We start from the raw sequence: 25,472 nt of genomic DNA on the forward strand, positions 1-25,472 counted from the left end.
TAAAAACTTGCACTTATATTCGCAAGCGATTACTTGCTCATTAAATATTCAATATGAATCCAAACCGAGATGTTTTTCAAGCAATAGCTGACCCAACAAGAAGAGCAATCATACATTTGGTTTCTCAGAAACCACAGAATGTGAATTCGCTTGCTGATAACTTTGATATGACACGTCAAGCTGTTTCACTACACGTGAAAATTTTGACTGAATGTGGACTCATTAACATTAAACAACAAGGCAGAGAACGAGTTTGCGAACCAAAGCTCGATAGATTAATAGAAGTTTCAGGATGGGTAGACCAATACCGAAATTTCTGGGATAATAAACTTGACTCATTGGAAAGTTATTTGGCAAAAATTCAGAAAAGGAAGAAATAGAAAGATGAAAAAATACAATACATTCAAACAAGAAGACAACATTATTACACATGCAAGACTTCTTGATGCACCAATAGATTTAGTTTGGGAAGTGTGGACAACTCCTGAACACATAAAAGAATGGTGGGGACCAAACGGTTTTTCGCTAACAACTAAATCAATGACTGTAGAAATAGGTGAACAATGGGATTTTATTATGCACGGAATGGGACGTGATTGGGATAATAAAATCGAGTATGTAGAAGTAAAAAGACCTTCCCTTTTGTCCTATAGACATACGGGTGCAGAAAGTGAAGATTATAATTTCACTGTTTCCGTTTTCTTTGAAGAAGTTGACGGTAAAACATTATTGACAATGCAATCAGTATTCAAGTCAAAAGAAATTATTGAAGAATTAAATAGAAAAGTAAACGCCATTGAAGGTGGTAAACAGACCTTAAACAGACTTGAAAACTATCTTAAATTAATGACAGTCAGTTAATAACTAAATAAAACAGGAAATTATGAGTAAAATAATATTTGACAGTGGAATATCTCTCGATGGGTTTTTCGCAGGTGACAATAGAGGCCCAAAGAACCCAATGGGTGGAGTATCAGGAAAAATTCATATGTGGATGCTTAATCAAAAAGCTTTTTGGGAATATTTAGGAATAGACGGAGGGAAAGAAGATGGTCCTGATGGAAAATTAATTAAAGAATCAAATACGAGACCAGGTGCTTTTATTATGGGAAAACGAATGTTTGAGGAAGGTGAAGTAAGTTGGCCGAATGACCTATATAAAGCAGACGTTTATGTTTTAACACACGAAAAGCGGCAACCTTGGGTCCAAGAAGGCTCGACAACTTTTCACTTCATTAATGACGGAATAGAAAGTGCACTTGAAAAAGCAAAACAATCCGCAAAAGCAAAAGATGTGAGAATACAAGGTGGAGCAAATACCATTCAGCAATTTCTCAACGCAGGGCTTGTGGATGAGTTCTTCATACACATTGCACCTGTTTTTTTAGGAAACGGTATCCGACTTTTTGACGGTATTGACAAAAACAAATATGACATTCAAATAGTGGAGGTGATACCTTCAGACTTGACAACACATTTAAGATACAAACTGACGAAGAAATAAAACAACGACCCGCTAACAATGTATATAAAAAATAGGCGAAACAGCAGTTAAATCAAAGGTTCTGGCTCACATCAAGCTTTCTGCCTAATCGAAAGTTTCGTACCTCGAAATCGCCTACTTTTCATATACTAACCGTTATGTTTCACTGAATCATGGAAAAAGACCCAACATTATTAGCCAAGCGAGTAATTGAACTTTCAGGAGGAAAGGAAAAGCTAAATGCTGAGATGGAGGAGCAAATTTCCAGCATTAACGAAAAATGGAACCAGAATTTTACCACTATTGGTTGCATTCTTAGATCCCACCTGTTCGTTGAATTCTTTCTTACAAATATATTGAATCACTTAACCCGAATCTTGGAGATTTAGAAAATATCCGATTATCATTTTCTCAGAAAGTGTCGTTAATAGAAAATTTTTCGGATGAAACGAAAGAACTCTCAACAGGGATTAAACGACTCAATAAAATTAGAAACCGACTGGCTCGTAATCTAAACACTGAAATTACCATTGAAGATAGAGAGTCGCTTTTGTCTTTACATTCTTTCAAACATTTACGAGATGCTTTAGCATTACCCAATAACCCTAGTAACGATCCAATTGATGTTTTGGAAGATTTTGCCAAGCATGTTGGATCACGCTTGAAGTCAATGGCAAACCCCAATGATTTATCTAAACGAATTAGTCAGGCAATATCTGAACTTGCTAAAGAAACATAACAATAGTAGCTGTTGCACAACCCCTCAATAGTTGGTAAATGTCTAATATTATCAAAGCGTTACCTGTCTATAAGCCTTTGTAATTGAAGTTTTCAGATAAGAAAACTGACCATTTCGGGGAAATTTGAGTTGCGCAACAGGCACATAGCTAGCAGCTAAGCGCCAAGGTTTTTTTCGCAAGTTATCCTAAATCCCCTCCTGATCGATCAGATAAACCATACTTGTAAGCGTAGCGGCTCCAAGCTCCAGCTCGCGTTTGTCCACCACCTCAAAAACATCCGCCTCGGTGTGGTGGTAGTTGAAGTACTTCTGTGGGTTGGGCTCCATCTCCATCAGGAATACACCCTGATCTTCCAGCGGGCTCACATCAGCTCCACAGCCTATCGGGTCAAAATCAAACACATTGTAGGGTAGGAGATAAGGCTTCCAGCTTTTGATCTTGTCTCGCTGTTCGTCGGTGCCTATGGAAGAAAAACCTTTTGGGCCGAACGAGCCACTGTCAGATTCCAGGGCGGCGATGTGGTTTTCGCCTTTTTCTTTAGCTAGCCGGGCATATTCCTTCCCCCCTCGCAAGCCATTTTCTTCGTTCATAAACATCACCACCCGGATGGTTCGTTTGGGTTTGATGCCTAGAGCTTTGAATGTGCGGCCCACCTCAATGGCCATCATGCAGCCACCGCCATCATCGTGAGCTCCTTCACCCACGTCCCAGGAGTCCAGGTGACCGCCAGCCACGATGACCTCATCTGGGTATTCCGTCCCTTTGATCTCGCCGATCACGTTGTAGGAGAGCTCATCGTCCAGCATTTGGCAGTGCGTTTCCAGGTAGATCTTCAGGTCCTTTTGTTTTTTGAGAAGGTTGCTAAGCTCATCGGCATCATTGGTGCTGATCGCCACAGCGGGGATCTGTGGCATGAGCGGTTTGTATACCAGGGAGCCTGTGTGAGGTATATCATCCCTGCGGTTGGTCATGGATCGGACGATCACTGCTTTTGCCCCAAATTTACCGGCTTCAGATGCTCCGTAAGCCCTTTGCACCACCGCTCCACCATAAGCAGCGAACGTATTGATGAGCGTAGGGTCCATCTCGCCATTGTAAAAAACGATCTTTCCAGCTACCTTTTTGCCAAGTTCAATGACTTCCTCAATGCTTTTCACTTCTACCACTTCTGCCAGCACTCCCTCAGGGCCGGTCCCCACTGAATTGCCCAGAGCAATAGAGTTGAGCTCAAAAGCTCCCTTCTTTTCGGAGTTGGTGACCCTGGTGATCTCTTGCTTTCCGCGAACCCAGTGCGGTACCATCACCGGCTGGAGGTAAACGGTATCAAATCCATAAGATTCCATCAGCTGTCTGGTGTATTCCACGGCTGCTGCAGCTTCCGGCGAACCCGATAGCCGGTTACCTATTCCCTTACAGAGGTACCTCAGGTTTTCGTACACCGGGCTGTTCGTCAGCTGCTCATCGTAGATACTTTTGATGGCATTACTATGATCCTGAGCCTGGATGAGTAAAGGGAAGAGTATAAGTAATGAAAAGAGCTTTTTCATGGTTTTCAATGTCTTTTGATTTCAATTCCTACGGATTTCAGGTCTTCCCAAAATGCCGGGTAGGATTTTTTGACTACATCAGGGTCATCGATCTCTATATCCATCACCTGACAGAGTGGAGCAAAAGCCATGGCCATGCGGTGGTCCTCATACGTATCAATTGCCGGAGCCTGCGCAGGTAGTTTTCCGGGGATCATGGTCCAGCTATGATCTGCTTCAGTAAGTGTGGCCCCAATCTTTTCCAGCTCATTTTGCATAGCAGCTATCCGGTCAGTTTCTTTGATCTTCAGGCTTTCCAGGCCTGTCATTTTCAGGGTCACACCTTTTGCAGCCGCAGCTACCATCACCGTCTGAGCCAGGTCCGGGCAGGTTCTGAAGTCAATGGTGATTTCTTTTTCGACTTTGGAAGTTTTGATCAGCTGGGCTCCGGATGAGTCATAAACCGTATTGACTCCCATATTTTTCATGATCTCAGCAATCTTTTGGTCGCCCTGCAGGCTTTTTTCGTGCAAACCAAGCAGCTTAATGCTTCCTGAAGTACTTAAGGCGGCTATAGAATACCAATAGCTGGCGCCGGACCAGTCACTTTCGATCGTATAGCTTGCTTCCCAATAATTCTGTTTTTTTATGGTTATCTCACTTCCTTTCCAGGTAGACTTCACACCGAATCGTTCCATCAGCCCCAGTGTCATTTCAATGTACGGACGGCTAAATACCTCGGTTGTAAGCTTTAGAGTAAGCCCCTGGGGCAGTTTTGGAGCGATCATCAGCAAAGCGCTGATAAACTGGCTGCTGATGTTGCCGGGGATTTCGATCACGGTGGCTTTTTGCTCCTCAATGCCGTAGATCTTCAGGGGAGGATAACCTTCTTTTTCAACGTATTCAATGGTGGCTCCCAGTCTTCTCAAGGCATCCACTAAAAGTCCGATCGGGCGCTCTTTCATGCGAGGAGTCCCGGTAATGATTTGTCCGTTCCCTTTTACCCCCAGGTAAGCTGTGCAGAATCGCATAGTGGTGCCCGCATCCAGCACATCCCAGGTTTTAGACTGGTCCGGTCCGGCCTGGATTGGCCTGGACTGGCCTGATTCTTGGAGAAGTCTCTGCATGGTTTGCGTATCGCGGGCTGCTGAAAGGTTATCCAGCGACAATTTGTTGCCACTGAGGGCGTTGATAAGCAAAGCGCGATTGCTTTCACTTTTAGAAGACGTCAGCTGAACGACTCCTTTTAGCTGATTATCGAAATGTGATAGAAAATATTTCAAACTAAAATAATTTTAAGAAAGGAACGTCTATCTAACCGTAAAATACGTAGATATAGTATCCGCATAAAACAAATTAACTAATACGAATATGTCTCTAACTAAGACCATCGGGACCCTAATTGCCACTGCCATTGTTGGTTCGCTTACCTTCTTGATCGCTATCCCTAATAAAGTGATCAATGTAAAGAATAGGGAAGCCAAAACTAGCACGCAAAACGGGATTGAAGAAAAGGAAAACTTATTTATTTAATTGATTGTAGTATTTAAAAGCCTCATCTACGAGTTTTAAGTCTACTCGCTGATCAAATAAACAAGTCCCAATCTCTTGTAGCAGTGAAAAGCTGATTTCACTGTTCACATTCTTTTTGTCCTGAAGCATGATGGGCATTATTTCAGCTATTTCGGGTAGTTGGAATTTATTGTAGATCCCAACGATATAGCGGGAAATATCTTCCAGTTCGCTTTCAGAAAGGTCACTATGCTTGCACGCGAGGTAAGCTTCCGTGATCATCCCAATAGAGATGGCCTCACCATGCAGCAGGTCTTTTCCGGAGTTCAAATACCAGGTCTCCACGCCATGACCGATCGTATGCCCAAAGTTCAGGATTTTTCTCAGACCATTTTCTTTAGGGTCCTGGGCCACCACATCGCTTTTGATGTCCACGGATCGTTTTATTACCTCCAGCCAGTCCAGGTGTGGAAATTTTTTGGAAGAGACATCTTTCCAATAATTTTTATCGTGGATCAGGCCATGTTTGATTACCTCTGCAAAGCCTGATCTTAACTCACGTTCAGGAAGGGTCTTTAAAAAGCCATCCCAGATAATGACTGCATCAGGGTCATTGAAGACTCCGATGTGGTTTTTGAATCCTTTAAAATCGATACCCAGTTTCCCACCGATGTTTGCGTCTACAGCAGCCAGGAGGGTAGTAGGGATATTGATAAACCGGATGCCTCGCTTATAGGTGCTGGCAGCAAAGCCGCCCATATCACCAATGACTCCTCCTCCCAGGTTAACCAATAATGATTTGCGAGAAAACCCAAATGCTGTCAATTGTGTCCAGATGAGTTCGCAGGTATTGAGGTTTTTAAACACCTCCCCGCTGTGGATTTCGATAATCTGTGCATCCTCAGGAAGCTTAAGTGCGGGCAAACATTGTTGCCTGGTATTCTCATCTACGAGGTATGCTACCTGGTCTGGTTTTAGCTGCCCCAGGACTTCATTAAGGGCTTTATGAGGGTCATCTGTGAAGTGGATATAGTCTGGTCTGTTCAAGATTTTTTGGTAAAAATGATCATTCAACAATCAACCTGAATGGTTGTGAGCTTATTATCTTTGCGCTCAGTTTTCAAAAGTATGTCAGAAAATTCTAAAATCAACTTCGAAGATACTGCAACAGCATTTGCTCACAAGTCAAATCGTGAGTTGCGTAAGTCGCATTTTGTGTTTTCTACCATGAACCACCCCTGGATGGTGAAAACAGGCACTTTTATGACCAATATGGCATTAAAAGCGCATTTGCCTGTAAAGGGGTTGATCAAAAAGACATTATTTGATCAGTTTTGCGGTGGTGAGTCCATTGAAGGAAGCGAACCCCGGATGATTCTGCTGGCTCAGTCACGAGTGAAAACGATCCTGGACTACTCCGTGGAGGGTGAGGCTTCAGAGGAAGGGTACGACGAGGCGATGGAAGAAGCCCTTAGGGTAGCCGAATATGCCAAACAGCATGTGAGTATCCCTTTTTGTGTAATTAAAGTAACCGGACTGGGGTCGGCAAAGCTGATGGAAAAGAAACAGAAAGGTGAGCAGCTGACACCAGCCGAACAGAAACGTCTGGAGCGGATCAAAGAACGGCTGGAAATCATTGTAGATCGCGCAGTATCCAACGAGATGAAGTTTATGGTGGATGCGGAAGACTCCTGGTATCAGGATGTGGTAGATGAGATGGTGTATGAGTTGATGGAAAAGCACAATAAGGAAAGGCCTTATGTGTACAACACCTATCAGCTCTATCGACATGAAGCGCTGGATAATATGGAGAAAGCTTACGAGCGGATTACTGGCAAAGGCTTTTTTTTTGCTGCCAAGCTGGTCCGTGGCGCCTACATGGAAAAAGAGCGTGAACGAGCGGAGGAGAAAGGCTATCCTGATCCTATCCAGCCAGACAAAGCGGCTACTGACAGGGACTACAATGAGGCCGTAAAGTTTGCCATTGAGCACATCGATCGGTTTGCCGTTTGTGCAGGGACACACAACGAAGATTCCTGCCAGTTTTTGGTTAACCTGATGGAGACTCACGGGATTGCCAAAAATGATGACAGGGTGTATTTTGCCCAGCTGTTGGGTATGAGTGACAACATTTCCTTTAAACTTGCAGATCTGGGCTATAATGTAGCCAAGTATGTGCCCTACGGACCGGTGGAGAAGGTTTTGCCGTATTTGTTTAGGAGAGCGGAGGAAAATACCTCCATTGCAGGTCAGAGTGGACGAGAGTATACTTTAGTGAAAAAAGAATTAAAAAGAAGACGCAGTAAATCATAAAAAATGCAATTAAGCGAACAGGAAATCCAGCGTAGAAATGAGCGTGAAGCGCTAATGAAAATGGGGGTCAACCCGTATCCCGCAGACCTTTTTGATGTAAACGTCACTGCAAAAGACATAAAGGAGAATTACGAGCGCAGAAAAACCGACTACAAGGATATTTCCATTGCGGGACGGCTGATGAGCAGGAGGATTATGGGGTCTGCTTCGTTTGCTGAGATCCAGGACAGTACCGGTAGAATACAGATATACATTCGCAGAGATGATATTTGCCCGGGTGAGGATAAGTCATTGTACAATGATGTTTTTAAGAAGCGTCTGGACATTGGAGATATCATAGGAATCGGTGGGTATGTATTTACTACCCAGGTGGGGGAGATATCGATCCACGTAACCAGCTTAAAAGTGCTTTCAAAATCCCTCCGGCCTTTACCTGTGGTAAAAGAGGTGGAGGATGAGCAGGGACATAAAAAGACTTATGATGCCTTTACCGATCCTGAGCAAAGATATCGTCAGCGATATCTGGACCTGATAGTGAACCCGCACGTTAAAAATGTATTTAAAAAGCGGACCGTACTGATTAATACGATACGGGATTTTATGAATGATCATGGGTACCTGGAGGTGGAGACCCCCATTCTGCAACCGATCCATGGAGGTGCAGCTGCGCGACCGTTCGAAACATACCACAACACCCTCGACATGAAGCTCTATCTGCGTATTGCTAATGAGCTTTACCTCAAAAGGTTGATCGTAGGAGGATTTGACGGGGTGTATGAGTTTGCAAAAGACTTCCGAAATGAAGGAATGTCTCGTTTCCATAACCCGGAGTTTACCCAGGTAGAGCTTTATGTAGCTTATAAGGATTATAACTGGATGATGGATTTTATGGAAGAGATGGTGGAGAAAATCGCTATTAATCTCCATGGAGATACTAAAGTAAAAGTAGGGGAGCACACGATCGATTTCCAGCGTCCATGGAAGCGGTTTACCATGTTTGAGGCTGTTCAGCACTTCACAGGTATTGATATTTCTGAGATGGAGGAAGAGCAGCTCCGTGAAACGGCTAAAAAACTAAATGTGGAGGTGGATGAAACCATGGGTAAAGGAAAGCTCATTGATGAGATCTTTGGAGAGAAATGTGAGGGGCAACTGATCCAGCCGACCTTTATCACCGATTATCCGGAAGAGATGTCTCCTCTCACCAAGAAACACCGGTCTAAGCCCGGTCTGGTAGAGCGATTCGAGGCTATCTGTAATGGCAAGGAGATCATGAATGCCTACTCTGAGCTGAATGACCCGGTAGATCAGCGCAAGCGATTTGAAGATCAGCTGGAGCTGGCCAGGCGAGGCGATGAGGAGGCGATGGCGCTGGATGAGGATTTTCTCAGGGCACTGGAATATGGGATGCCACCAACTGCCGGAGTTGGGCTGGGTATTGACCGGCTGACGATGATCATGACCAACTCCAACAGCATCCAGGACGTGTTGTTCTTCCCACAGATGAAGCCCGAGAAGAAAGTCAGGGTGGAGCTGAATGAGGAAGAAAAGCTGGTGCTTGAAACCCTGAAACCTCATAAGGCGATGGCGCTGGATGACCTTAAAAATTCAGTAGAGCTATCGAATAAAAAGTGGGATAAAGCAGTGAAGGGCCTGAGAAATGCCGGGGTAATTAAAGTGACTAAAGAAGAGAGCGGGATGCGGATTGAGGCATTGGTCTGAGTTTTCAAAAGCACCCTGGATTACAAATTAATTCTTTATCTTCAAATTCCGTCTGACTATTAATAGTTATGAATGAAGATTCTTATATCAGCAATTTCTTTTCATTTTTTAGCCAGAATGGCGCTGCACTGTTTAATTTCTTTTTGTGTCTTGTCGCATTTATGCTTGTTGTTCAGTGGGCTTTTTGGTTGTTTAAGTGGGGGCGATTTAAGAAAGAGAATGAAAACCCTTCACAAACAAAGTTTATCTATTTAATTACCGAGTTTTTTGTAAGACTGATCAACGATTTCAGGCATCTGCTGGCCTTAATTGTGATTGTGGTTTTTGCGTGGGTGTTGATCTACTCGGTTATACATGCTATTACTTTAGATAACGGAGGATCGGAGAACTTTGAGAATTTAAAAGATGTTTTACAAGCAGTTATTTCTACTTTAGGAGGTATTGTTGGTTCAATAATCGGTTACTATTTTGGTGAGTCTGTGGGTAGAAAAAGGGAGGCTCAGGCAGATTCTCCTGATGAGCTGGAACAGAATGAAAATTCAGACGCTATACAATCTGCGGATATTAATCTTGGTTCGGAAGAGTAGATTTTTTGGTATTTTTATCTTGAGAAAATAGTAGTTATATGGATATACGCATAGTAGATACAGTTATTCACCCTTCCCATAAGACACACTTTTATGTAAAAAAAGCGTCAAAGAACCGGTTCAAGGTTTATATTTCATTGAAAGGAAATGATGTACCGTTTGTTGAATCTGTTATTTACTATTTACATCCTACCTTCAAGCGTCCTACCAAGCATGTCCGGAGATCCATTAACAATCCTGATTGTTCGATCGTAATCTGGACCTGGGGCTTATTTGAGGTGAGGGCAAGAGTTATCCTTAAAAATGGTGAGGTACTGGACTTGAATCATTACCTTAACTATGATAAAGAGATTAAAAGTAATCCTTCTTTAAAACCTCAATTTGCATAGAAGATCAGCAATCACAACTCCCTTCTGAGCACTACCTGATCTACTGCTTGCTTACCATTCTCTATGATCGGCTCCTCATAGTACTTGATGAAGTGACCCTTTATAACGAAGTAAGGCTTAAACTTCATCTTCCCGTAAAACTTCTGCTGATCAGTGCTGGTGTCTGCTGTTTTGGCCACCAGGTACTTAAAACCTTCCATCTTGGAGATGCGGATAACGTACTTGATAATCTCTTTTCCTACTCCATGCCCCTGGTATTCCTTAGCCACAGAGATGTTTTTCAGCTCTACCTCTTCTTCATTGTTGGGCATCAGTACAAATACCCCCACTACTTCACTGCCTGATCTGGCCAGGTAAGTATCTCCGGCATATAAGTATTTGTTGATCATTTCTTCTGAAGGGTCTGCCTGTAAAAGTAGATCCATTGGCATCTTATCCTTATGGCTTATTTTCGCAATCTCTAATTCCATTAACTCTAATTCCATTAACTCTAATTCTTCACTTTAGCTCTAGCATGTTCCAGCCCCATTTCTATCCACTGCATGAGTTGTTCTTCAGTTTCAAAGCCCGGTGTAGAAACATATACAAATTCTTTCATTGGACGTTTGGTAAAATCCATTGGCCTTACATGTGGGTTTTGCAAAGCACCTTCCATCCTTTTTTCAATTACTCTTACCGCCAGCTCGTCTTTTACGATCCCTACAGTCATTTTCCCTTTGTAAAGGAAAGACAGGCCACCAAACATCTTTTTCTCCTCAAATGATTCGGGGAGTGTATTGAGCGCCTGGCGGATTCGATTTGCTATTTCAGGTGAGAAGGCCATGTTATTTTTGCTCTAAAGATGCACAAATTCACTTAAAATCGGTCGCTCGAAAAATACATGACCCTGGCCATTAAATGTTTCCGTATCATCTGTGGTAAGAAATCGCAGTTTACGGTTTTTGACACATTGGGAAGAAATTTCCGGGTGTCTTTGCAAGTAATCTTTCAGGCTGGGAGCTACAATCTCTCCCTGGTTGAGTATGGTCGTTTCGGGTTTTACAAACCTTTTGATCTTTTCAATCAGCAGCGGGTAGTGGGTACAGGCCAGCAAGATGGTGTCAATGTCTTCGGACTGGCTGTAGAGGTCATCAAGGTACTTTTTGATATAGTAATCTGCTCCCGGACTATCTGCTTCTCCATATTCTACCAGCGGAACCCATATAGGACAAGCCTGCTGAAATACCTGCAGATGAGGAGCTTGTTTTTCAATTTCCAGAATGTAAGATTCCGAATTTACAGTACCTGTGGTCCCCATTACGCCCACCTTGCCGGTCTTTGTTTTTGAGGCGATGACCTCTGCGGTAGGGCGGATAACCCCAAGCACTCGCCGGTTTGGGTACTTTTTGGGGAGATCCCGTTGCTGGATGGTGCGTAAAGCTTTAGCTGAAGAGGTGTTGCAGGCCAGGATGACCAGTGGGCAACCCTGCTCAAAAAGATACTCGACACATTCCAGGGTGTATTTATAGATCGTCTGAAAGGACCTGGGCCCATAGGGGGTCCTGGCATTATCGCCAAAATAGAGGAAATCATAATCCGGCAGTTCTTTTACTATTTCTTTAAGAACCGTAAGACCTCCATACCCCGAATCAAAAATACCAATCGGACCCTCCTTCATTCTGCGAAGCTACTCACTCGAAGGGTAATTGGTCAATCATTTTCTGAAGTTTTGATTTGTCGTACCGCCCTTTGGTGGCATAGATGATCTTGCCCTCCTTATCCAGGAGGTAAAAGTATGGGGTGTGCTTATCATCTATATTTAAAGCATCCTTGTAGTCGTTGAGGTTACCCTTGTAAAAAAGCACATGTGGGTGTAATTGCTTATCTACATCTTTTTCTACCTTATTCATCACCGCCTGGTAGGCAGGACGTTTTGCTCCTGTTAGCATAGGGATGAAGTAGACGTTCACATCATAGCTGAAAGCAAACAGATCTCCTTCGTCGGGCTTTTTGATCAATTGCTGATATACAGGGTTAAACCAGGTTTTGAGCTGATCTTCTGACTTCTTGGAAAAGGCTAATCCAACCAGCGTATGCTTGCCTTTGATGTCTTCCGGAATATTGACTTCTCCATGTGTGAGGCTTTCTCCGTCCAGATCGGGGAAAACCTGGCCTTTTTGGGCATATAGGGAGCTTATAAACAAAAACGTAAGCGAGAATACAACCAGTTGATTTTTCATAATTCAGTTTTTTTGAGTGGGTTAATCTTATAACCGGATACCAGCTCTTTTATTTTTAAAGTAAATTAGTTTCTGCTTCAACCCGAAATCGTCATTAAAAAAAATCACTGTCGTCCGACTAAAATTTAGATATTCTAAAAAAGCACGTTTAAACAAAATGAGATTCCATCCGGGAAAAGATTTTTTCGAATCCTTCAAAACTACCCCCGTCCCCTGAAGGGGTGTTCGAAAGTCCCCTTTAGGGGATTTAGGGGCGCCCGGCTTAGGGGTAGATTTTGATAAATTTTCTTTGAAAGCAAAATCTTTTCTCGGACGCTACTAAAAAAAATGAAGATATATATGAATATTTGATCCCTCACTTCAAAAACTCACATTCGGGAATAAGTTCAACGGAAAGCCCGTCTTTTTCAAATGTATCTTTTTGACCAATGGTTACAATTATTCCTTTTTTTAGCTTAAAAAAGTGCATGGCTTCTAATAAGCCGTTGTATTCCCGTTCAAAATTTTCATCATTGATTTCATAACATATCTGGATGGCCTGAAAGGGTTTGTCCTTGTCAAAAACCACAAAATCACATTCGCCTTTGTCTTTGAAGAAATATAGTTTTTTTGGTTTGGGCTAGGAGGGGGTTTTCCGTTCGATACGGAAGTATGATTGCACTACTGCCGGGTTTTCTGTTCAATATGGAAGTATGATTGCACTACTGCCGGGTTTTTTGTTCGATACGGAAGTATGATTGCACTGCTGCCAGGTTTTCTGTTCGATATGGAAGTATGGTTGAACTGCTGCCGGGTTTTTCGTTCGATATAGAAGTACGATTGCACTGCTGCCGGGTTTTCCGTTCGATATGGGAGTGTGATTGAACTGCTGCCGGGTTTTTTGTTCGATACGGAAGTATGATTGCACTGCTGCCGGGTTTTTCGTTCAATATGGAAGTATGATTGCACTGCTGCCGGGTTTTCGCACCAGATGAGGTTATTGACCTTTTCTGGCGTTCATTTTTTCCTCCTCAGAACTGGCTCAAGCGTCCGCTTGGGCCTGGATAATAAGCACAAGCGGATCGGGTCGCGTAGACCGGGTCGCCTAGACGCTTGCGCTAGGATGATATTATTCAATTATTAACGGACAATAATCAATTATTGTCGGATGTTATTCTTTTTATAACCGTCATTAAGTCGGGATGGATCAGGCCTTGCAGGTTGCAGGGGCTGGCTTTTCCCCTGGTCTGTGGCCTCACTGACCAGGGGCGGAGGATTTGGACAGATCCTATATTTCACGCATAGAAAGAGGTGTGCTATCGCCCACGGTGGCTAATTTCTACAAATTGTGTAAAGTGCTGGAGATCATGCCGGGCCACTTTCTGGATAGAGTGGAACAACTGCTTTAAAATTCCCTACCGAGGTATATATAAACGTTGTGGAGAATAATTGCTGCTAGCAACTGACTCAGGAAATCCTATATTTGTGATGTGAAAAAGATGTACATCATAGCCGGGCCAAACGGGGCAGGAAAAACAACCCTATCCTATACAATTCTTCCCGAAATATTTGACTGTGATGAATTTGTAAATGCGGATGAAATTGCAAAGGGCATTTCTCCATTGAATCCGGAAAAAGCAGGAATCAGAGCTGGACGGTTGATGTTACAGCGAATTAAAGAACTGTTAAATCAAGGAGAATCATTCGCTTTTGAGACCACGCTATCAACAAAGTCATATCAAGGATTAATCAAAAAGGCTGAGCAACAAGGTTATGATACAACTTTACTTTTTCTCACCCTTGATTCCGTTGAACTGGCAATTCACAGAGTACAAACCAGGGTTAAAGAGGGAGGACACAACATTCCCATTGAGACAATTGAAAGAAGATACTCAAATGGCTTGATGAACTTCTTCAAAATTTATCGGTCGATTGTCAGTAGATGGATTTTAGTTGACAATTCAACTGAAAATTTCGAATTTATTGCTGAGGGATTTGATGATGAAGTGATAATAAGAAGTGAAAACAAATGGTCTTACTTAAACAAAGAATACAATGGAAAATAGGGAAAAATTACGTGAGCTGGAAGAAAAGGTGAATCTGGGATTAAAAGAAGCTTACAGAAAAATGGTGGAATTCAAAAAGAGAAATAATAGTCCATTGATTGTTTCACGGGACGGAAAGGTAATAGCTATTCCACCTGATGAAATACTCCCCACAACAAGCGCTAAAAATCCATAGGCTACGCGCCCCGGGTTTATGAGCTACTTGCAAAGAGCATTTGAGACAGATACTTTATAGATATTAACAAAGGCCAAGCCTACCCCCTCCCACTTGCGAGGAACTTAGCCCGTGACAAACTTTCGCGCCAGATATGAGTATAATTTGAAGGATTTGCATTAAAATATAAGCCATGAAGACAACACCCGAACACGATGAGCGCATGGCAAAAATGACATTTGCCTCGGTGTATCCGCATTATGTCACAAAAGTAGAACGTAAAGGCAGGACAAAAGCAGAATTGCATCAAGTTATAGCATGGCTGACCGGTTATGATGACAAAAAAGTGCAAGAACTGATAGACGAGAAGGTGACTTTTGAAACCTTCTTCAAGAAGGCAAAATTGAACCCAAATGCTCGCCTGATTACAGGAGTGATCTGTGGCTACCGGGTGGAAGAAATCGAAAATCCGCTAACCCGGCAAGTAAGGTATTTGGACAAGCTGGTGGACGAATTGGCGAAAGGCAAAAAGATGGAGAAGGTATTAAGGAGTGCTTAAACCGACCGGCTGCTATCAAAAAGTATTTGGACGAAAGTCAATTCAAAGAATTTCAAATAAAAGATGGGAATTTAGATTGGAATGACATTGATATGTGTTTTCCAATCATGGACCTTTACAAAAATGCTATATCGAAAGAAGAGAGCACGATCTACAACACCGTGCAGTAGCAAGCTTTGCAGCTCCCACTACTGAAAGCTTATAGTAACATCGGAGTTATCTTGTTGCTTAATATTAACCTCTTCAGAAAGCTCGGTCCTGTACGGTAAGTTGATGGTAAAAGTGACTCCATTGGAATTATTGTTGACTTCTATGGTTCCACCTTGTTGTTCAGTAAATGAGTATGCTACAGATAGCCCAAGACCGCTCCCTACACCTACCTCTTTAGTGGTAAAAAAGGGATCAAATATTTTTGGTAAAATATCTTCAGGGATCAAAGGTCCCGTATTTGTTATAGTAATTTTTGCTCCGTTTTTCTTGCCCTCAGTATTTTTTTCAGTAGCTATTTTTATAAACCGTTGATGAGGGTTTTTATCCGACATGGTCTCGTGAATAGCATTCTCAATTATATTGATAATCACCTGTTGTAACCGGTCAGGCAATACATAGATTGGGTCTAGCTGCAGATCCTTCTCCAGTGTTATTGAAGGATCAAGCTCATTTTCCAATTTTTCGAGGATAAACTCGATCATTTCCGTAATATCCGTCTTGATCAATACAGGTTTGTCTTTATTGTATAGACTTATCATACTTTTCACCACCATATTGGACCTTTCAAACCCTTCATCAATTAGTTTTAGGGCTTTTTGAAACAACAGTTTATTACCATCCTTCTTTTTGTCTTTAATTTTTTCAGGGTTGAATCCGGTTTTGTCGTAAAATTCACGTTTTATTATATTAAGACCCCCACTAATAAAATTCAGAGGGTTATTTAATTCATGAGAAATACCGGCTGATAAAATACCAATAGAAGCCATTTTCTCTTTTATCACTAACTGATCTTTAGTATCCCTTAATTTATCAAGGGTTTCCTGCAGCTCTCTGGTCCTGACTTCAACATGTCTTTCCAAAGTAGCACTCTTGATCTTTAACGTTCGCGTCCTCCATAAAAAGAGCAAATAGCCTACTGTAATAAATAAAATAATAACTATTGCTCTAAACCAGACCGTTTGCCAATAGGGAGTACGAACCGATATTTTTATTGATTTCAGGTCCTCCGACCAATACCCGTCTTTATTCTGAGCTTTTACTTCAAAGGTATAGCTTCCGGGCGGCAGGTTTGTGTAAGTAGCTGAACGGTCTTTTCCGACAAAATTCCAATTTTCGTCAAAGCCATCCAACCTGTAAGCATAGATTGTTTGCTTCGGAAAATCAAAATCTAATCCCGCATATGATATGGTAAATACCTTCTGATCATAATCCAATGTGATACTTTTCTGATAGTTAATATCCCCGGATAGCAGGCCTGTAGGATCATGGGGCAAGATCTGTTGATGAAAAAGAGAAAAACCGGTTAATACGACTTCAGGTCCTATTGTGTCATCTTTTATTTTCCCGGGTTCAAATACATTCAACCCGTTTAACCCGCCAAAGTAATATTTTCCATTTGTTGCTTTTAAACTGGCATCATAATTAAATTCCTTTCCCTGCAGCCCGTCACTTTCATCAAAAGACTTTAAGTAGCCGCTTTCCGGATCGTATCGGGCGATGCCTCCATATGTCGAAAACCACAATTTTCCTTTTTCATCTTCCAGTATTCCCTGGATCTTGGGATATTCGGATGTTTTCATTTCCATCAGATCAAATCGATCCTTTTCAGGAGCATATTTAAACAATCCTTTAGTAGCAGCTACCCAAATAGTGCCGTCACTCGATTCGAAGATATTGGTAACTCCTGAGGTGAGTTTCCCGATGGATTCATATCTCGCAAATGAATTGGATCCGGGAATGTACCGGCAAATTCCATCAGGGGTAACAAACCAAAGAATATTCTTTGAATCCCTGATAATTTTAAGGGTTGTTGTGGTCAAATATTTGGTAGTATCAAATATATCATCCTGATAATAGATAAATTGTCCTGTCTCCGGTATAAATCGATTGACACTGTTATTTAGCGTGCCGACCCATATATGCCCGTTATCATCCTCTTCCAATGTCCATATATTATTTCCGCTTAATGAATTCTCAACACCTTTTTGAGCCTGGTAATGTGTGATCTCACCGGTTGATGTATTGATAATATCCATGCCATTTAAATAAGTACCGATATAAAGGTTTCCCTCACGATCAAACAACAACGATTTTACTACATTACTTGATATAGTAGCCGGATCATGGGGGTCATGTATGTAGGCTTCAACTACTTTGTGGTCAGGGTTCATCTTATAAAGGCCTGCTCCATCCGTGCCGATCCATATATTTCCATCCTGGTCCTCAGCCAGTTCAAGTATCGAATTCTTTGCAAACTTCTTTATTCCAGGATGGAAGTCAAACAGGTGGGTGAAGCGGGTCCCATCTTTGTTGTAAAGGAATACCCCCTTTCCGAAAGTCCCGATCCAGATTTTTTCGTTACTTTCAGCTATGCTGTAAACGGATAAATTAGCTATCTCCGGCGAATTCCTTGAACTTAAATTAATGAAATTATTTTCCCCATTGTATACCCATAGTCCGGCGTTGCCCGTTCCTATCAATATATTTCCATGCTCATCTTCATAAATTACATTGATAAAGGCTGTCCCGGCTTTCTCTACCGCCCCTTCGAGTTTAAAATGCCGGAATTTTCCGGAAGTCAATTCAAAGATCCCAACTCCGGATTCGTAACCCAGCCAGATCCTGCCTTTTGTGTCTTTACGAATGGCACGAACTCCACCGGCTACATCGGAATTAGTTGTGGTATAATGTTCAAATTCAAGAGATTCAATATTCCCTATTGAAAACCCCTGTGTAGTGCCCACTAAGATCTTATCTTCAAAACTATGTAAAGCATAAGCACTGTTCGCTGACGGACTCTCTACATCACTAAAAAAGAATCGTCTGAAGGTCCCGGTTTCTCTGTCATACCTGTTTAGCCCCCAATAAGTTCCCAGCCATAGGTAGCCATTGGAATCTTCGGTGATACAGATAATTGTATTCAAACTGAGACTTGACGAATCTGCAGCGTTACCTAAAAATCTTTTAAATGTGTCGGTTTCCCGGTCAAATTGAAATAATCCTTCCCCGTCTGTACCTGCCCATATATTTTGTTGACTATCTTCATAAATGGACACGATAGTGTTCACTCCTTTACCCAGGCTGTCATCATGTATCCTTAAGTAAGTTTTAAAATCGTATCCATCAAATCTATTCAATCCATAATTGGTACCGATCCAGACAAATCCATCTGAATCTATCAACATACAATTGGCATTGCTTTGAGAAAGGCCGTCCTCTACAGAAAGGTTTTGCAGGAAGACGTTATCAAAATTGAAATTATCCTGAGAAAATGACAGATGATTACTGATCAGTAATAATAGTAGAACAATATACTTTGAATAGCTCTTCATGGCCATACAATATCCAACTAATAGTAAATAATATAATCAAAATCTTCGATTATTTCGGTTCATATATAGACTAAGATAAAATTTGTCTGAGTCCCCCACGAGGATTTTGGTTTCGCAACTGATTATAGTTAATAGCTTGAATTAAAGATCATCAACTGCCATGAAAATACAGCATAACCAAATCGTGCTTCAGCCGAAATTATGAAATAGACTGCTTATTTCATAATAATGACCGTAGTCTCAGTTTATTCATTTTCTATTGAATAATTAGGGTTGAAGTATATCATCGGATGGAAATACAAGCGGATTGATCCCGATGATCTCAAGAATAGCGGAGTATTTTTCATCCCTCAAAGGCAACTTCCGAAGGCCTCCTTAGTTGTAGCTGATCTCCTTTATGCTTTTTCCAGCCAGTGCTTCAAATCCTGTACAGGTCAGAAAGTTTGGATCGGTTTCTTTGTCCTGGGTGAGTTGTTTGTAATCTACATGCTGCGCTTTGTAGCATTCTGCCATGTGCACGTCACACTGCATGAGCTCATTAATGATATCGTGGTTTTTCTCCTGGTTTTGGATCTCATTGAGCCGCTCCTTGTATCTCTCATAGTAGCTGGGCTTGCGCATCAGGTGGAGCAAAGTATCAAAGTAAAATTCAAATGCATCAGCCTTGTTATTTGCCCGGATAAACTTGCTTTTCATATGCTCATCATAATGATGGCTCTTAAAGGTACACCAAGTGAGTATGATCAGCTCAGATTTATCTTCGATGGAAAAGTAAAAGACATCTGACCGGTATATCGAGGAGATAACCAGCGCACTGTGCAGTGTGATGGATTCTATAAGCGAACGAAAGTTTTGCGTTTCTTGATTTTTGAACCAGAAAGACGGGGCATATCTTCCCTGGATACTGAGGTAGTGTATCTTTTTCATTTTTGGGGCCATTTAGTCAATAAAGGGAAGACCATGATGGCTTCCCTCTACTAAATATACGTAAAATGGGCTTCATCTACCAATCATTTGGACAAAGCGCGAGTCAATAACTAATGCTGCCGCACTCACCGCTCAACTGGGTAAGGTCAAGGTGTCATGGCTGACTACAGGTAATCAAGTATGCTTTAAAACGTATTTTATCCTCATCGCATGCGTTACATCAAATATGATCTTCTTATTGATTTAAACGACCATTTGAGTAACCTTTTCAAGGGAAATCAGTACATTAAGTAGATTTCTTATGCCTAATTCAAACCTGTTTTTCATTAGGTATAGGTTTTTTAAAGGACAAAAACTCAAACATCTATGTTCGGCCTGTTTACCAAAAAGAAAAAATTTACAGCTTCTTGTGACCTTAGCAAAATGCCCTTAGACAGGGATTCGGCTTACATCGTATCTGCTGCCCAGATCATCTCCTCCAGGAAGTTCTGGGATAATATCATGACGGAACCTGAAACGATGACTTACACCGAGGCCCACTTCAGAAGTGGTGACCCGACAGCACGAAATATTCGTACGATGATTTTTAAGAAATACACCAGCGAGGATAAGGCCTGGGTCATTTCTGATAGTCAAATACACCTATTCAATGTAGATGTAGATATAGCTAAGGAGCTGGCTAATAAGTGGTGGGACTCTGAAGGAAATGAAATCCCAACACACCTGTCCACCACACTTTCTGATATGGATGAAAAAGAATTTGAATCTTATAAATCCTATGCGATCGAAGAGGCAGGAAAGAAATTAGTCGAGCTCTAGATCCTGCTGCACTTCTTTGGTACTATCTGCATTGTCAGCGCTTTCCATGTACTTATTTCCTGCAGTGCCTTCACCCGAGCCTTCCAGAGGGTTAATGGTGTCACCTTCCTGTACATAGGTAGCATCTTTTACATTCTGGTTTTCAGGTGTACTACAAACAGATAGCATGCCTGTCATTATTATTAAACTGATGATCTTTATCCAATCTCTCATTTCTTAAACATCTCCTTATTATGCTAAGGAATTAGATAGGGGTGTTGTTCATGAAAATACGAGAAAGTCAGGCAATGTTTGTGTAGACGGCCTGCACATCGTCATCGTCTTCAATCCTGTCAAGCATTTTTTCGATTTCTTCCATTTGTTCTTCTGAGAACTCTACCGGAGTGGTAGGAATTCTTTGCAGGTTGGCTTTTTTTACATCGATCTCTTTCTCTTCAAGCGCTTTTGAGAGATTGCCAAACTCAGTATAGTCTGCGTAGAGATACACCATGTTTTCGTTGGTCTCAATTTCTTCCAGTCCTGCATCGATCAGCTCCAGCTCCAATTCGTCCAGCTCCAGTCCTTCAGGTTTTTCAAACTCAAATACCGCTTTTCGGCCAAACATAAATTCCAGAGAGCCATTTGGAACCAGACCTCCGCCGGCTTTGCTGAAATAGGACTTGACGTTAGCTACTGTCCGTGTAGTGTTGTCTGTGGCACATTCCACAAAGACGAGCACGCCATACGGTCCTTTGCCTTCGTAGGTGACTTCAGAGTAATCAGCAGCATCACCACCACTGGCGCGTTTAATGGCATTTTCAATGTTATCCTTCGGCATGTTTTGTGCCTTGGCATTCTGAATAGCCGTACGCAGCTTGGCATTCATCTCCGGTTCAGGACCGCCCTCTTTTACAGCTACAGTGATGGCTTTGGCCAGTTTCGGAAATAATTTGGACATTTTGTCCCATCTGGCTTCTTTTGCGGCCCTGCGATATTCAAATGCTCTTCCCATGATTTATCGTTTTTGAAAGTAGTGCAAAAGTACTAAGTGGTAAGTACTGTTTACAATATTCAGCTTGTCAAATATTGTTTTTAACCCCTCACAATGAGATATCCCATATAAGTAAAGTAGATGAGGACAAACACCAGACCCTCCAGCCGGGAAATTCTTGGAGGTTTACCAATGATCACTGCAAAGATCAAAGTGGTACTAGCCAGTATGATCATGAGTATGTCCATATTGTTGACCACATTGAAGGGTAGTGGTCTTATAATGGCGCTTAAGCCAAGGATCCACAGCAAGTTAAAGATATTAGAGCCTATGACATTACCTACAGCAAGGTCTGCCTGGCCTTTTCTGGCTGCCACAGCTGAGGTGACCAACTCGGGTAGTGAAGTGCCGATAGCTATAACAGTAAGCCCAATGAAAGTTTCACTCATCCCCAGGGTGGAGGCCAGCAGTACCGCCCCGTCCACTATCCATTTACCTCCTACGAACAGTCCTATAACACCCAGGAGAATATATACAGCTGATTTGCGGCGTGATAGAAGCAAGATATCATCTCCTTCATTGCTGTTATCGTTTTTGTTTTTTGCAATTACAAAAATGTAACCCATGAAAAGGCCAAAGAAGAGGATCAGTAATACTCCGTCAAACCTGCTGAGTGAAAGACCTTCTCTTATAATGAAGAGATTGGCGTTGGCCAGGAAACCGACCATAAACGTAGCTACAAGTGAAATTGGGATTTCTGTGAAGTAGATACTTCTCTGGATAGGTAGGGGCTTGATCATTGCTGAAAAACCCAGGATCAGCAAAACATTGGCAATGTTGCTGCCGAAGATATTACCGATTGCAAGCTCTGAGGTGCCATTGAAGCTGGCAAAAAGGTTTACGATGAGCTCTGGCATGCTGGTGCCAAAGGATACGATGGTCAGACCTATCACCAGTTCTGAAATATTATAGCGCTTGGCAAGTGAAGCTGCTCCATCCACTAGCAGGTCTGCTCCTTTGATAAGCAGCAAAAAGCCTATGATAAAAAGAAAATAGGTCAACATATTTTGCGGTAATAGTTTGGGGCGAAAATAATCATTGATTGCATTTATTTGAGGAATTCTGGTAGAATTTATAGAATCTACCTTGACCAGACTAGGTATTTTGCCTACCAATCGTCTGAAAAAGATAGCAGAAAATCGAAAATAGACACATTGGCAGGGTTTGTGGAAGCATCTTTGGCATGTACTAAAACAATAATCCGATGATCTACTTGATTTATAATACACTGACCAAAACTTACAATATCCTTTGTGAAATAGAATTGCAGACCTTGAAAGAGGATATTTTTTCCTTACTGGAAGTGTTTGATTGCCAGCAGGAAAAATTAGCAAAGAAGGTTTGCTATAACCTCAATTCGGTTCGTCAGATGGAACCTCATTAATATTGGTCATGGCTTAAGGCTGAGAACAGAAGCTATTTCTCAGGTGAGGTTTTTCAATGCTGCTTTTAGTTTATCCATGTCAACTGGCTTCTGGATATAGGCATGATAGGGAATATCATAATGGGTATTCATAAACTCCTCATTATGGCCGGACACCATGATTATTTTAGGCCGATGATCAAGCAATTCCATAAACTCCGGCCCCTCCAGTCCGGAAATGTTTATGTCCAGGAAAACGATATCAGGCTTTCTTTTCTCTATCTGGATACTTGCATTTACGGTGTCAGCATATACCCCAATGATTTCCATCTCGCTTATCTTTCCGATAAAAAAGCGCATGATCTTCTGATAGGCTAGATCATCTTCTACAATGATACAGGTCTTCTTATCCATATCCACAGCATTTATACAAAAATGGCGGATAATTTAGAAACGTCCTCTTAATTCCTTAATAACATTTGATTTATTGAGACTATCAGCGACGTTTTGGAGTTCCTTAGGTGTTGAAGTATACATTTTCATCATCAACACGCAGTCCGGGTGTTCATCCTGATAGTTTAAAAAATCACTCTTTGTTCCACAGTGAATTTTTTCGTGGAACCAAACGTATCCCTCCATAAATGTAAAAAGCAGTTGGATAATATCAAATGATAGCTGGGATATGTTCAAATATAATGCGCAATTGGGTTTTTACGAAATTTAATGAAGTTAAATACTATCAATTGATAGTACATTTTGATAATTATTTACATGGTACTGAGATGTCGATAGTGGTTCCTTCTCCTTTTGAGGAATAAATTTCCATAACTCCATTACACCTCAATATTCGCTGACGCATATTTTTAAGCCCGTTTCCCAGAGCTTCTTCAAGCTTAACTTCAAAGCCTACTCCATCATCTATAATCTTGCAACTAAGAGTATCTTCCTGAGCTTTTATTATAATTCCTACGTTAGAGGCTTTGGCATACTTCATAATGTTGGTTAATGCCTCCTGTATGACCCTGTAAAGGGCTATTGCGATATCCTGGGTGAGTTCTCTTTCGTCAAAATCAAAATCATGGTTAAAATGAATGTCAGTAGGAAAAGACTCTATGATTTCAAGAAGAGCATTTTTAAACCCAAGGTTTTCAAAGTTGTGAAGTGAAAGGCTGCGGGTAAGTCTTCTTGTTTCTTCAAGTCCGGCCCGGATCAGTTCCGCAGCTGTATTGATTCGTTCCAGATTCATGTTGCCTTCACTCATAGAAGACAAGTACATATTAGCTGCTACGAGCTTTTGTGTAAGTCCGTCATGAAGCTCTGCTGCAAGTTCATTTCTTTCATTTTCCTGGGCGTTGATAATCGCTTCTTTGTTTTGTCGGTCTTCGTTGATGTCCTGAATGCTCCCATGAAACATTCCCTGAATTTTGGAGGGGCTTAAAGTAGTGCGACATGGAATGACCTCAGAATCTCTCCGTGCGATCAGTCTATGGTCCATTGTGAAGTGCTGTTCGTCCCGTATCGCCTGGTTTATGTTTTTAATAAATATACTTTTTTCAGCCTCGTAAACACACGAAATCAGATCTGTTAATGATATTTCTTCCGTATCCTCGGGATAGCCCAGCATTTTAAAAAACTGTTTGGATCCCTTTAAAATACCTGAATCCAGTTTATACTGAAAGCTGCCGGATTTGGACTGTTTTTCGGCTTCACTTAATAACTCATCATTTCTACGAATTTTTTCTTCCTGGATTTTTTTTAATGTAATATCTCTGCTGACCCCCACAATGCCGCGGGTTTTGCCATTGCGGTCCTGAAGGGGTGTTTTCAGCGTTTCAATTACAATCTTTCTTTGTTCAGGGCTTATATATTCAGCCTCAAAAAGAATCGGCTTTTTGCTTGTAAGTACATAATCATCAGATTCAACTGCTTTAATTGAATAGGTCGATGGAAAAAGCTCTTCATCAGTAGCACCGATGAATTTCTCCATAGAGATCCGGAAATGCCTGCACATAGCATCATTAACCATGATGTAGCGCTGATTTTCATCTTTAAGGAAGATGAAATCCTCCATACTATCGAGCAGAGTTTTGAGGATGTTGTTTTTTTGCTCGAGTTCTTTTTGGTATTTTATTTTTTCGCGCTTGTTTTCGGCTTCACTGATCAGCTGTATGATCGTCTTCGGCACCTTGCTCATATTTTCTTTAAGAATGAGGTCGTTGGCGCCTTTCAGCATGAGCTGAACGGCTTTTTCTTCACCCAGGGTCCCTGATAAAAACATGAAAGGGATGATGTCGTCTATTTCGCGCACAAAAAGCAAAGCATCTAAGCCTGAGTAACCGTTAAGGGCGTAATCTGAGATAACCAGGTCTGGTTTGGTTTCTTTATTCTTGAAGCTTTTTTCAAATGTTTCCTTAGAGCTGACGGAGACAAAGTCAATGCCTTTGCTTGATTTTTTCAAAATGTTTTCAAGCAGGAAGATATCGTCTATGTTATCTTCCAGGTATAAGATCTTGATATTTCGCTCACTGGTCATCGTTGTGTA

General features: G+C 41.6%; 29 protein-coding genes. 15 read left to right on the forward strand and 14 right to left on the reverse strand.

Features of this window, described 5'->3' with window-relative positions; genetic code table 11:
* Window positions 1–53 precede the first annotated feature (53 nt).
* From AC3E9V_RS04780 to AC3E9V_RS04795, 4 genes are all read left to right on the forward strand, one after another.
* Window positions 54–380: an ArsR/SmtB family transcription factor gene (locus tag AC3E9V_RS04780; RefSeq protein ID WP_488752049.1), complete on the forward strand. Its 327-nt coding sequence runs from the start codon at window positions 54–56 to the stop codon at window positions 378–380.
* A gap of 4 nt (window positions 381–384) precedes the next feature.
* Window positions 385–861 carry an SRPBCC domain-containing protein gene (locus AC3E9V_RS04785; RefSeq protein WP_488752050.1) on the forward strand — a complete coding sequence of 159 codons (477 nt, stop codon included), beginning with the start codon at window positions 385–387 and terminating at the stop codon, window positions 859–861.
* A 22-nt stretch (window positions 862–883) separates the two neighbouring features.
* Window positions 884–1,504, forward strand: coding sequence for a dihydrofolate reductase family protein (locus AC3E9V_RS04790; protein WP_488752051.1), 621 nt, complete (start codon window positions 884–886; stop codon window positions 1,502–1,504).
* Window positions 1,505–1,901: 397 nt separating this feature from the next.
* Complete coding sequence (locus AC3E9V_RS04795) at window positions 1,902–2,222, forward strand: hypothetical protein (protein ID WP_488752052.1); 321 nt, start codon at window positions 1,902–1,904, stop codon at window positions 2,220–2,222.
* Between the two features lie 186 nt (window positions 2,223–2,408).
* Here the strand turns inward: AC3E9V_RS04795 and AC3E9V_RS04800 are convergent, their stop codons facing one another.
* Both AC3E9V_RS04800 and aroA read right to left on the reverse strand, forming a co-directional pair.
* Window positions 2,409–3,770 carry a M20/M25/M40 family metallo-hydrolase gene (locus AC3E9V_RS04800; protein WP_488752053.1) on the reverse strand — a complete coding sequence of 454 codons (1,362 nt, stop codon included), beginning with the start codon at window positions 3,768–3,770 and terminating at the stop codon, window positions 2,409–2,411.
* Between the two features lie 5 nt (window positions 3,771–3,775).
* Window positions 3,776–5,032, reverse strand: a complete 1,257-nt coding sequence (aroA, locus tag AC3E9V_RS04805; RefSeq protein WP_488752054.1) for a 3-phosphoshikimate 1-carboxyvinyltransferase — start codon at window positions 5,030–5,032, stop codon at window positions 3,776–3,778.
* Between the two features lie 88 nt (window positions 5,033–5,120).
* Here aroA and AC3E9V_RS04810 point away from each other — a divergent pair, with 88 nt between their 5' ends.
* Complete coding sequence (locus AC3E9V_RS04810) at window positions 5,121–5,282, forward strand: hypothetical protein (RefSeq protein WP_488752055.1); 162 nt, start codon at window positions 5,121–5,123, stop codon at window positions 5,280–5,282.
* On the opposite strand, the gene aroB is transcribed toward AC3E9V_RS04810, so the two are convergent.
* Complete coding sequence (aroB, locus tag AC3E9V_RS04815) at window positions 5,271–6,308, reverse strand: 3-dehydroquinate synthase (RefSeq protein WP_488752056.1); 1,038 nt, start codon at window positions 6,306–6,308, stop codon at window positions 5,271–5,273. The two genes, AC3E9V_RS04810 and aroB, sit on opposite strands and share 12 nt — an antisense overlap.
* 81 nt (window positions 6,309–6,389) lie before the next feature.
* Between aroB and AC3E9V_RS04820 the strand changes: the two genes are divergently transcribed.
* The 4 genes from AC3E9V_RS04820 (at window position 6,390) to AC3E9V_RS04835 (ending at window position 10,272) form a co-directional block, all read left to right on the forward strand.
* Entirely contained in the window at window positions 6,390–7,574 is a 1,185-nt protein-coding gene (locus AC3E9V_RS04820) for a proline dehydrogenase family protein (RefSeq protein ID WP_488752057.1), read from the forward strand.
* 3 nt (window positions 7,575–7,577) lie between these two features.
* On the forward strand, window positions 7,578–9,296 hold the full coding sequence (gene lysS, locus AC3E9V_RS04825) for a lysine--tRNA ligase (protein WP_488752058.1): 1,719 nt from the start codon (window positions 7,578–7,580) through the stop codon (window positions 9,294–9,296).
* A 68-nt stretch (window positions 9,297–9,364) separates the two neighbouring features.
* The gene (locus AC3E9V_RS04830) at window positions 9,365–9,883 is read left to right on the forward strand and encodes a hypothetical protein (protein ID WP_488752059.1); all 519 of its coding nucleotides are present in this window, start codon (window positions 9,365–9,367) and stop codon (window positions 9,881–9,883) included.
* A 38-nt stretch (window positions 9,884–9,921) separates the two neighbouring features.
* Complete coding sequence (locus AC3E9V_RS04835; RefSeq protein WP_488752060.1) at window positions 9,922–10,272, forward strand: pYEATS domain-containing protein; 351 nt, start codon at window positions 9,922–9,924, stop codon at window positions 10,270–10,272.
* 11 nt (window positions 10,273–10,283) lie between these two features.
* Here AC3E9V_RS04835 and AC3E9V_RS04840 read toward each other — a convergent pair whose 3' ends face one another.
* From AC3E9V_RS04840 to AC3E9V_RS04855, 4 genes are read right to left on the reverse strand one after another with little or no spacing between them, the layout of a single operon-like run.
* Entirely contained in the window at window positions 10,284–10,757 is a 474-nt protein-coding gene (locus AC3E9V_RS04840) for a GNAT family N-acetyltransferase (protein ID WP_488752061.1), read from the reverse strand.
* 5 nt (window positions 10,758–10,762) lie between these two features.
* Entirely contained in the window at window positions 10,763–11,095 is a 333-nt protein-coding gene (locus AC3E9V_RS04845) for a TfoX/Sxy family protein (RefSeq protein WP_488752062.1), read from the reverse strand.
* Window positions 11,096–11,107: 12 nt separating this feature from the next.
* Window positions 11,108–11,929, reverse strand: coding sequence for a glutamate racemase (gene murI / locus AC3E9V_RS04850; protein ID WP_488752063.1), 822 nt, complete (start codon window positions 11,927–11,929; stop codon window positions 11,108–11,110).
* Between the two features lie 13 nt (window positions 11,930–11,942).
* Window positions 11,943–12,491 (reverse strand): hypothetical protein, encoded by a 549-nt coding sequence (locus tag AC3E9V_RS04855; RefSeq protein ID WP_488752064.1) that lies wholly within the window; start codon window positions 12,489–12,491, stop codon window positions 11,943–11,945.
* Between the two features lie 1,256 nt (window positions 12,492–13,747).
* Between AC3E9V_RS04855 and AC3E9V_RS04860 the strand changes: the two genes are divergently transcribed.
* The 4 genes from AC3E9V_RS04860 to AC3E9V_RS04875 all read left to right on the forward strand — a co-directional run bounded on the left by AC3E9V_RS04860 (window position 13,748) and on the right by AC3E9V_RS04875 (window position 15,249).
* Window positions 13,748–13,879: a helix-turn-helix domain-containing protein gene (locus AC3E9V_RS04860; protein ID WP_488752065.1), complete on the forward strand. Its 132-nt coding sequence runs from the start codon at window positions 13,748–13,750 to the stop codon at window positions 13,877–13,879.
* Window positions 13,880–13,969: 90 nt separating this feature from the next.
* The gene (locus tag AC3E9V_RS04865; RefSeq protein ID WP_488752066.1) at window positions 13,970–14,536 is read left to right on the forward strand and encodes an ATPase; all 567 of its coding nucleotides are present in this window, start codon (window positions 13,970–13,972) and stop codon (window positions 14,534–14,536) included.
* Window positions 14,526–14,711 (forward strand): hypothetical protein, encoded by a 186-nt coding sequence (locus AC3E9V_RS04870; protein WP_488752067.1) that lies wholly within the window; start codon window positions 14,526–14,528, stop codon window positions 14,709–14,711. Before AC3E9V_RS04865 ends, AC3E9V_RS04870 begins: the two co-directional genes overlap by 11 nt.
* 172 nt (window positions 14,712–14,883) lie before the next feature.
* The gene (locus tag AC3E9V_RS04875) at window positions 14,884–15,249 is read left to right on the forward strand and encodes a DUF2200 domain-containing protein (protein WP_488752068.1); all 366 of its coding nucleotides are present in this window, start codon (window positions 14,884–14,886) and stop codon (window positions 15,247–15,249) included.
* Between the two features lie 188 nt (window positions 15,250–15,437).
* Here the strand turns inward: AC3E9V_RS04875 and AC3E9V_RS04880 are convergent, their stop codons facing one another.
* Together AC3E9V_RS04880 and AC3E9V_RS04885 are read right to left on the reverse strand one after the other, a co-directional pair.
* Window positions 15,438–18,791 carry a two-component regulator propeller domain-containing protein gene (locus AC3E9V_RS04880; protein ID WP_488752069.1) on the reverse strand — a complete coding sequence of 1,118 codons (3,354 nt, stop codon included), beginning with the start codon at window positions 18,789–18,791 and terminating at the stop codon, window positions 15,438–15,440.
* A 375-nt stretch (window positions 18,792–19,166) separates the two neighbouring features.
* Window positions 19,167–19,718 carry a hypothetical protein gene (locus tag AC3E9V_RS04885; RefSeq protein WP_488752070.1) on the reverse strand — a complete coding sequence of 184 codons (552 nt, stop codon included), beginning with the start codon at window positions 19,716–19,718 and terminating at the stop codon, window positions 19,167–19,169.
* Between the two features lie 366 nt (window positions 19,719–20,084).
* Between AC3E9V_RS04885 and AC3E9V_RS04890 the strand changes: the two genes are divergently transcribed.
* Window positions 20,085–20,537: a hypothetical protein gene (locus AC3E9V_RS04890; protein WP_488752071.1), complete on the forward strand. Its 453-nt coding sequence runs from the start codon at window positions 20,085–20,087 to the stop codon at window positions 20,535–20,537.
* Here AC3E9V_RS04890 and AC3E9V_RS04895 read toward each other — a convergent pair.
* The 3 genes from AC3E9V_RS04895 to AC3E9V_RS04905 form a co-directional block, all read right to left on the reverse strand.
* On the reverse strand, window positions 20,523–20,750 hold the full coding sequence (locus AC3E9V_RS04895; RefSeq protein ID WP_488752072.1) for a hypothetical protein: 228 nt from the start codon (window positions 20,748–20,750) through the stop codon (window positions 20,523–20,525). The two genes, AC3E9V_RS04890 and AC3E9V_RS04895, sit on opposite strands and share 15 nt — an antisense overlap.
* A gap of 67 nt (window positions 20,751–20,817) precedes the next feature.
* Window positions 20,818–21,528 carry a YebC/PmpR family DNA-binding transcriptional regulator gene (locus AC3E9V_RS04900; protein ID WP_488752073.1) on the reverse strand — a complete coding sequence of 237 codons (711 nt, stop codon included), beginning with the start codon at window positions 21,526–21,528 and terminating at the stop codon, window positions 20,818–20,820.
* A gap of 80 nt (window positions 21,529–21,608) precedes the next feature.
* On the reverse strand, window positions 21,609–22,571 hold the full coding sequence (locus tag AC3E9V_RS04905) for a calcium/sodium antiporter (RefSeq protein WP_488752074.1): 963 nt from the start codon (window positions 22,569–22,571) through the stop codon (window positions 21,609–21,611).
* A gap of 200 nt (window positions 22,572–22,771) precedes the next feature.
* On the opposite strand from AC3E9V_RS04905, the gene AC3E9V_RS04910 reads away from it, so the two are divergent.
* Window positions 22,772–22,951 carry a hypothetical protein gene (locus AC3E9V_RS04910; protein ID WP_488752075.1) on the forward strand — a complete coding sequence of 60 codons (180 nt, stop codon included), beginning with the start codon at window positions 22,772–22,774 and terminating at the stop codon, window positions 22,949–22,951.
* Between the two features lie 39 nt (window positions 22,952–22,990).
* Here the strand turns inward: AC3E9V_RS04910 and AC3E9V_RS04915 are convergent, their stop codons facing one another.
* Together AC3E9V_RS04915 and AC3E9V_RS04920 are read right to left on the reverse strand one after the other, a co-directional pair.
* Window positions 22,991–23,344 (reverse strand): LytR/AlgR family response regulator transcription factor, encoded by a 354-nt coding sequence (locus tag AC3E9V_RS04915; protein ID WP_488752076.1) that lies wholly within the window; start codon window positions 23,342–23,344, stop codon window positions 22,991–22,993.
* A gap of 349 nt (window positions 23,345–23,693) precedes the next feature.
* On the reverse strand, window positions 23,694–25,463 hold the full coding sequence (locus AC3E9V_RS04920; protein ID WP_488752077.1) for a PAS domain-containing protein: 1,770 nt from the start codon (window positions 25,461–25,463) through the stop codon (window positions 23,694–23,696).
* Window positions 25,464–25,472 lie beyond the last annotated feature (9 nt).

It is taken from the genome of Marinoscillum sp. HNIBRBA16962 (assembly GCF_057801515.1).

Bases quoted from the DNA above. Each gene is read 5' to 3' on its own strand.
- AC3E9V_RS04780 (WP_488752049.1), top strand. From the start codon at position 54: ATGAATCCAAACCGAGATGTTTTTCAAGCAATAGCTGACCCAACAAGA.
- AC3E9V_RS04785 (WP_488752050.1), top strand. From the start codon at position 385: ATGAAAAAATACAATACATTCAAACAAGAAGACAACATTATTACACAT.
- AC3E9V_RS04790 (WP_488752051.1), top strand. From the start codon at position 884: ATGAGTAAAATAATATTTGACAGTGGAATATCTCTCGATGGGTTTTTC.
- AC3E9V_RS04800 (WP_488752053.1), bottom strand. From the start codon at position 3,770: ATGAAAAAGCTCTTTTCATTACTTATACTCTTCCCTTTACTCATCCAG.
- AC3E9V_RS04810 (WP_488752055.1), top strand. From the start codon at position 5,121: ATGTCTCTAACTAAGACCATCGGGACCCTAATTGCCACTGCCATTGTT.
- AC3E9V_RS04820 (WP_488752057.1), top strand. From the start codon at position 6,390: ATGTCAGAAAATTCTAAAATCAACTTCGAAGATACTGCAACAGCATTT.
- lysS (WP_488752058.1), top strand. From the start codon at position 7,578: ATGCAATTAAGCGAACAGGAAATCCAGCGTAGAAATGAGCGTGAAGCG.
- AC3E9V_RS04830 (WP_488752059.1), top strand. From the start codon at position 9,365: ATGAATGAAGATTCTTATATCAGCAATTTCTTTTCATTTTTTAGCCAG.
- AC3E9V_RS04835 (WP_488752060.1), top strand. From the start codon at position 9,922: ATGGATATACGCATAGTAGATACAGTTATTCACCCTTCCCATAAGACA.
- AC3E9V_RS04840 (WP_488752061.1), bottom strand. From the start codon at position 10,757: ATGGAATTAGAGTTAATGGAATTAGAGATTGCGAAAATAAGCCATAAG.
- AC3E9V_RS04845 (WP_488752062.1), bottom strand. From the start codon at position 11,095: ATGGCCTTCTCACCTGAAATAGCAAATCGAATCCGCCAGGCGCTCAAT.
- murI (WP_488752063.1), bottom strand. From the start codon at position 11,929: ATGAAGGAGGGTCCGATTGGTATTTTTGATTCGGGGTATGGAGGTCTT.
- AC3E9V_RS04855 (WP_488752064.1), bottom strand. From the start codon at position 12,491: ATGAAAAATCAACTGGTTGTATTCTCGCTTACGTTTTTGTTTATAAGC.
- AC3E9V_RS04865 (WP_488752066.1), top strand. From the start codon at position 13,970: ATGTACATCATAGCCGGGCCAAACGGGGCAGGAAAAACAACCCTATCC.
- AC3E9V_RS04870 (WP_488752067.1), top strand. From the start codon at position 14,526: ATGGAAAATAGGGAAAAATTACGTGAGCTGGAAGAAAAGGTGAATCTG.
- AC3E9V_RS04875 (WP_488752068.1), top strand. From the start codon at position 14,884: ATGAAGACAACACCCGAACACGATGAGCGCATGGCAAAAATGACATTT.
- AC3E9V_RS04880 (WP_488752069.1), bottom strand. From the start codon at position 18,791: ATGAAGAGCTATTCAAAGTATATTGTTCTACTATTATTACTGATCAGT.
- AC3E9V_RS04885 (WP_488752070.1), bottom strand. From the start codon at position 19,718: ATGAAAAAGATACACTACCTCAGTATCCAGGGAAGATATGCCCCGTCT.
- AC3E9V_RS04890 (WP_488752071.1), top strand. From the start codon at position 20,085: ATGTTCGGCCTGTTTACCAAAAAGAAAAAATTTACAGCTTCTTGTGAC.
- AC3E9V_RS04895 (WP_488752072.1), bottom strand. From the start codon at position 20,750: ATGAGAGATTGGATAAAGATCATCAGTTTAATAATAATGACAGGCATG.
- AC3E9V_RS04900 (WP_488752073.1), bottom strand. From the start codon at position 21,528: ATGGGAAGAGCATTTGAATATCGCAGGGCCGCAAAAGAAGCCAGATGG.
- AC3E9V_RS04905 (WP_488752074.1), bottom strand. From the start codon at position 22,571: ATGTTGACCTATTTTCTTTTTATCATAGGCTTTTTGCTGCTTATCAAA.
- AC3E9V_RS04910 (WP_488752075.1), top strand. From the start codon at position 22,772: ATGATCTACTTGATTTATAATACACTGACCAAAACTTACAATATCCTT.
- AC3E9V_RS04915 (WP_488752076.1), bottom strand. From the start codon at position 23,344: ATGGATAAGAAGACCTGTATCATTGTAGAAGATGATCTAGCCTATCAG.
- AC3E9V_RS04920 (WP_488752077.1), bottom strand. From the start codon at position 25,463: ATGACCAGTGAGCGAAATATCAAGATCTTATACCTGGAAGATAACATA.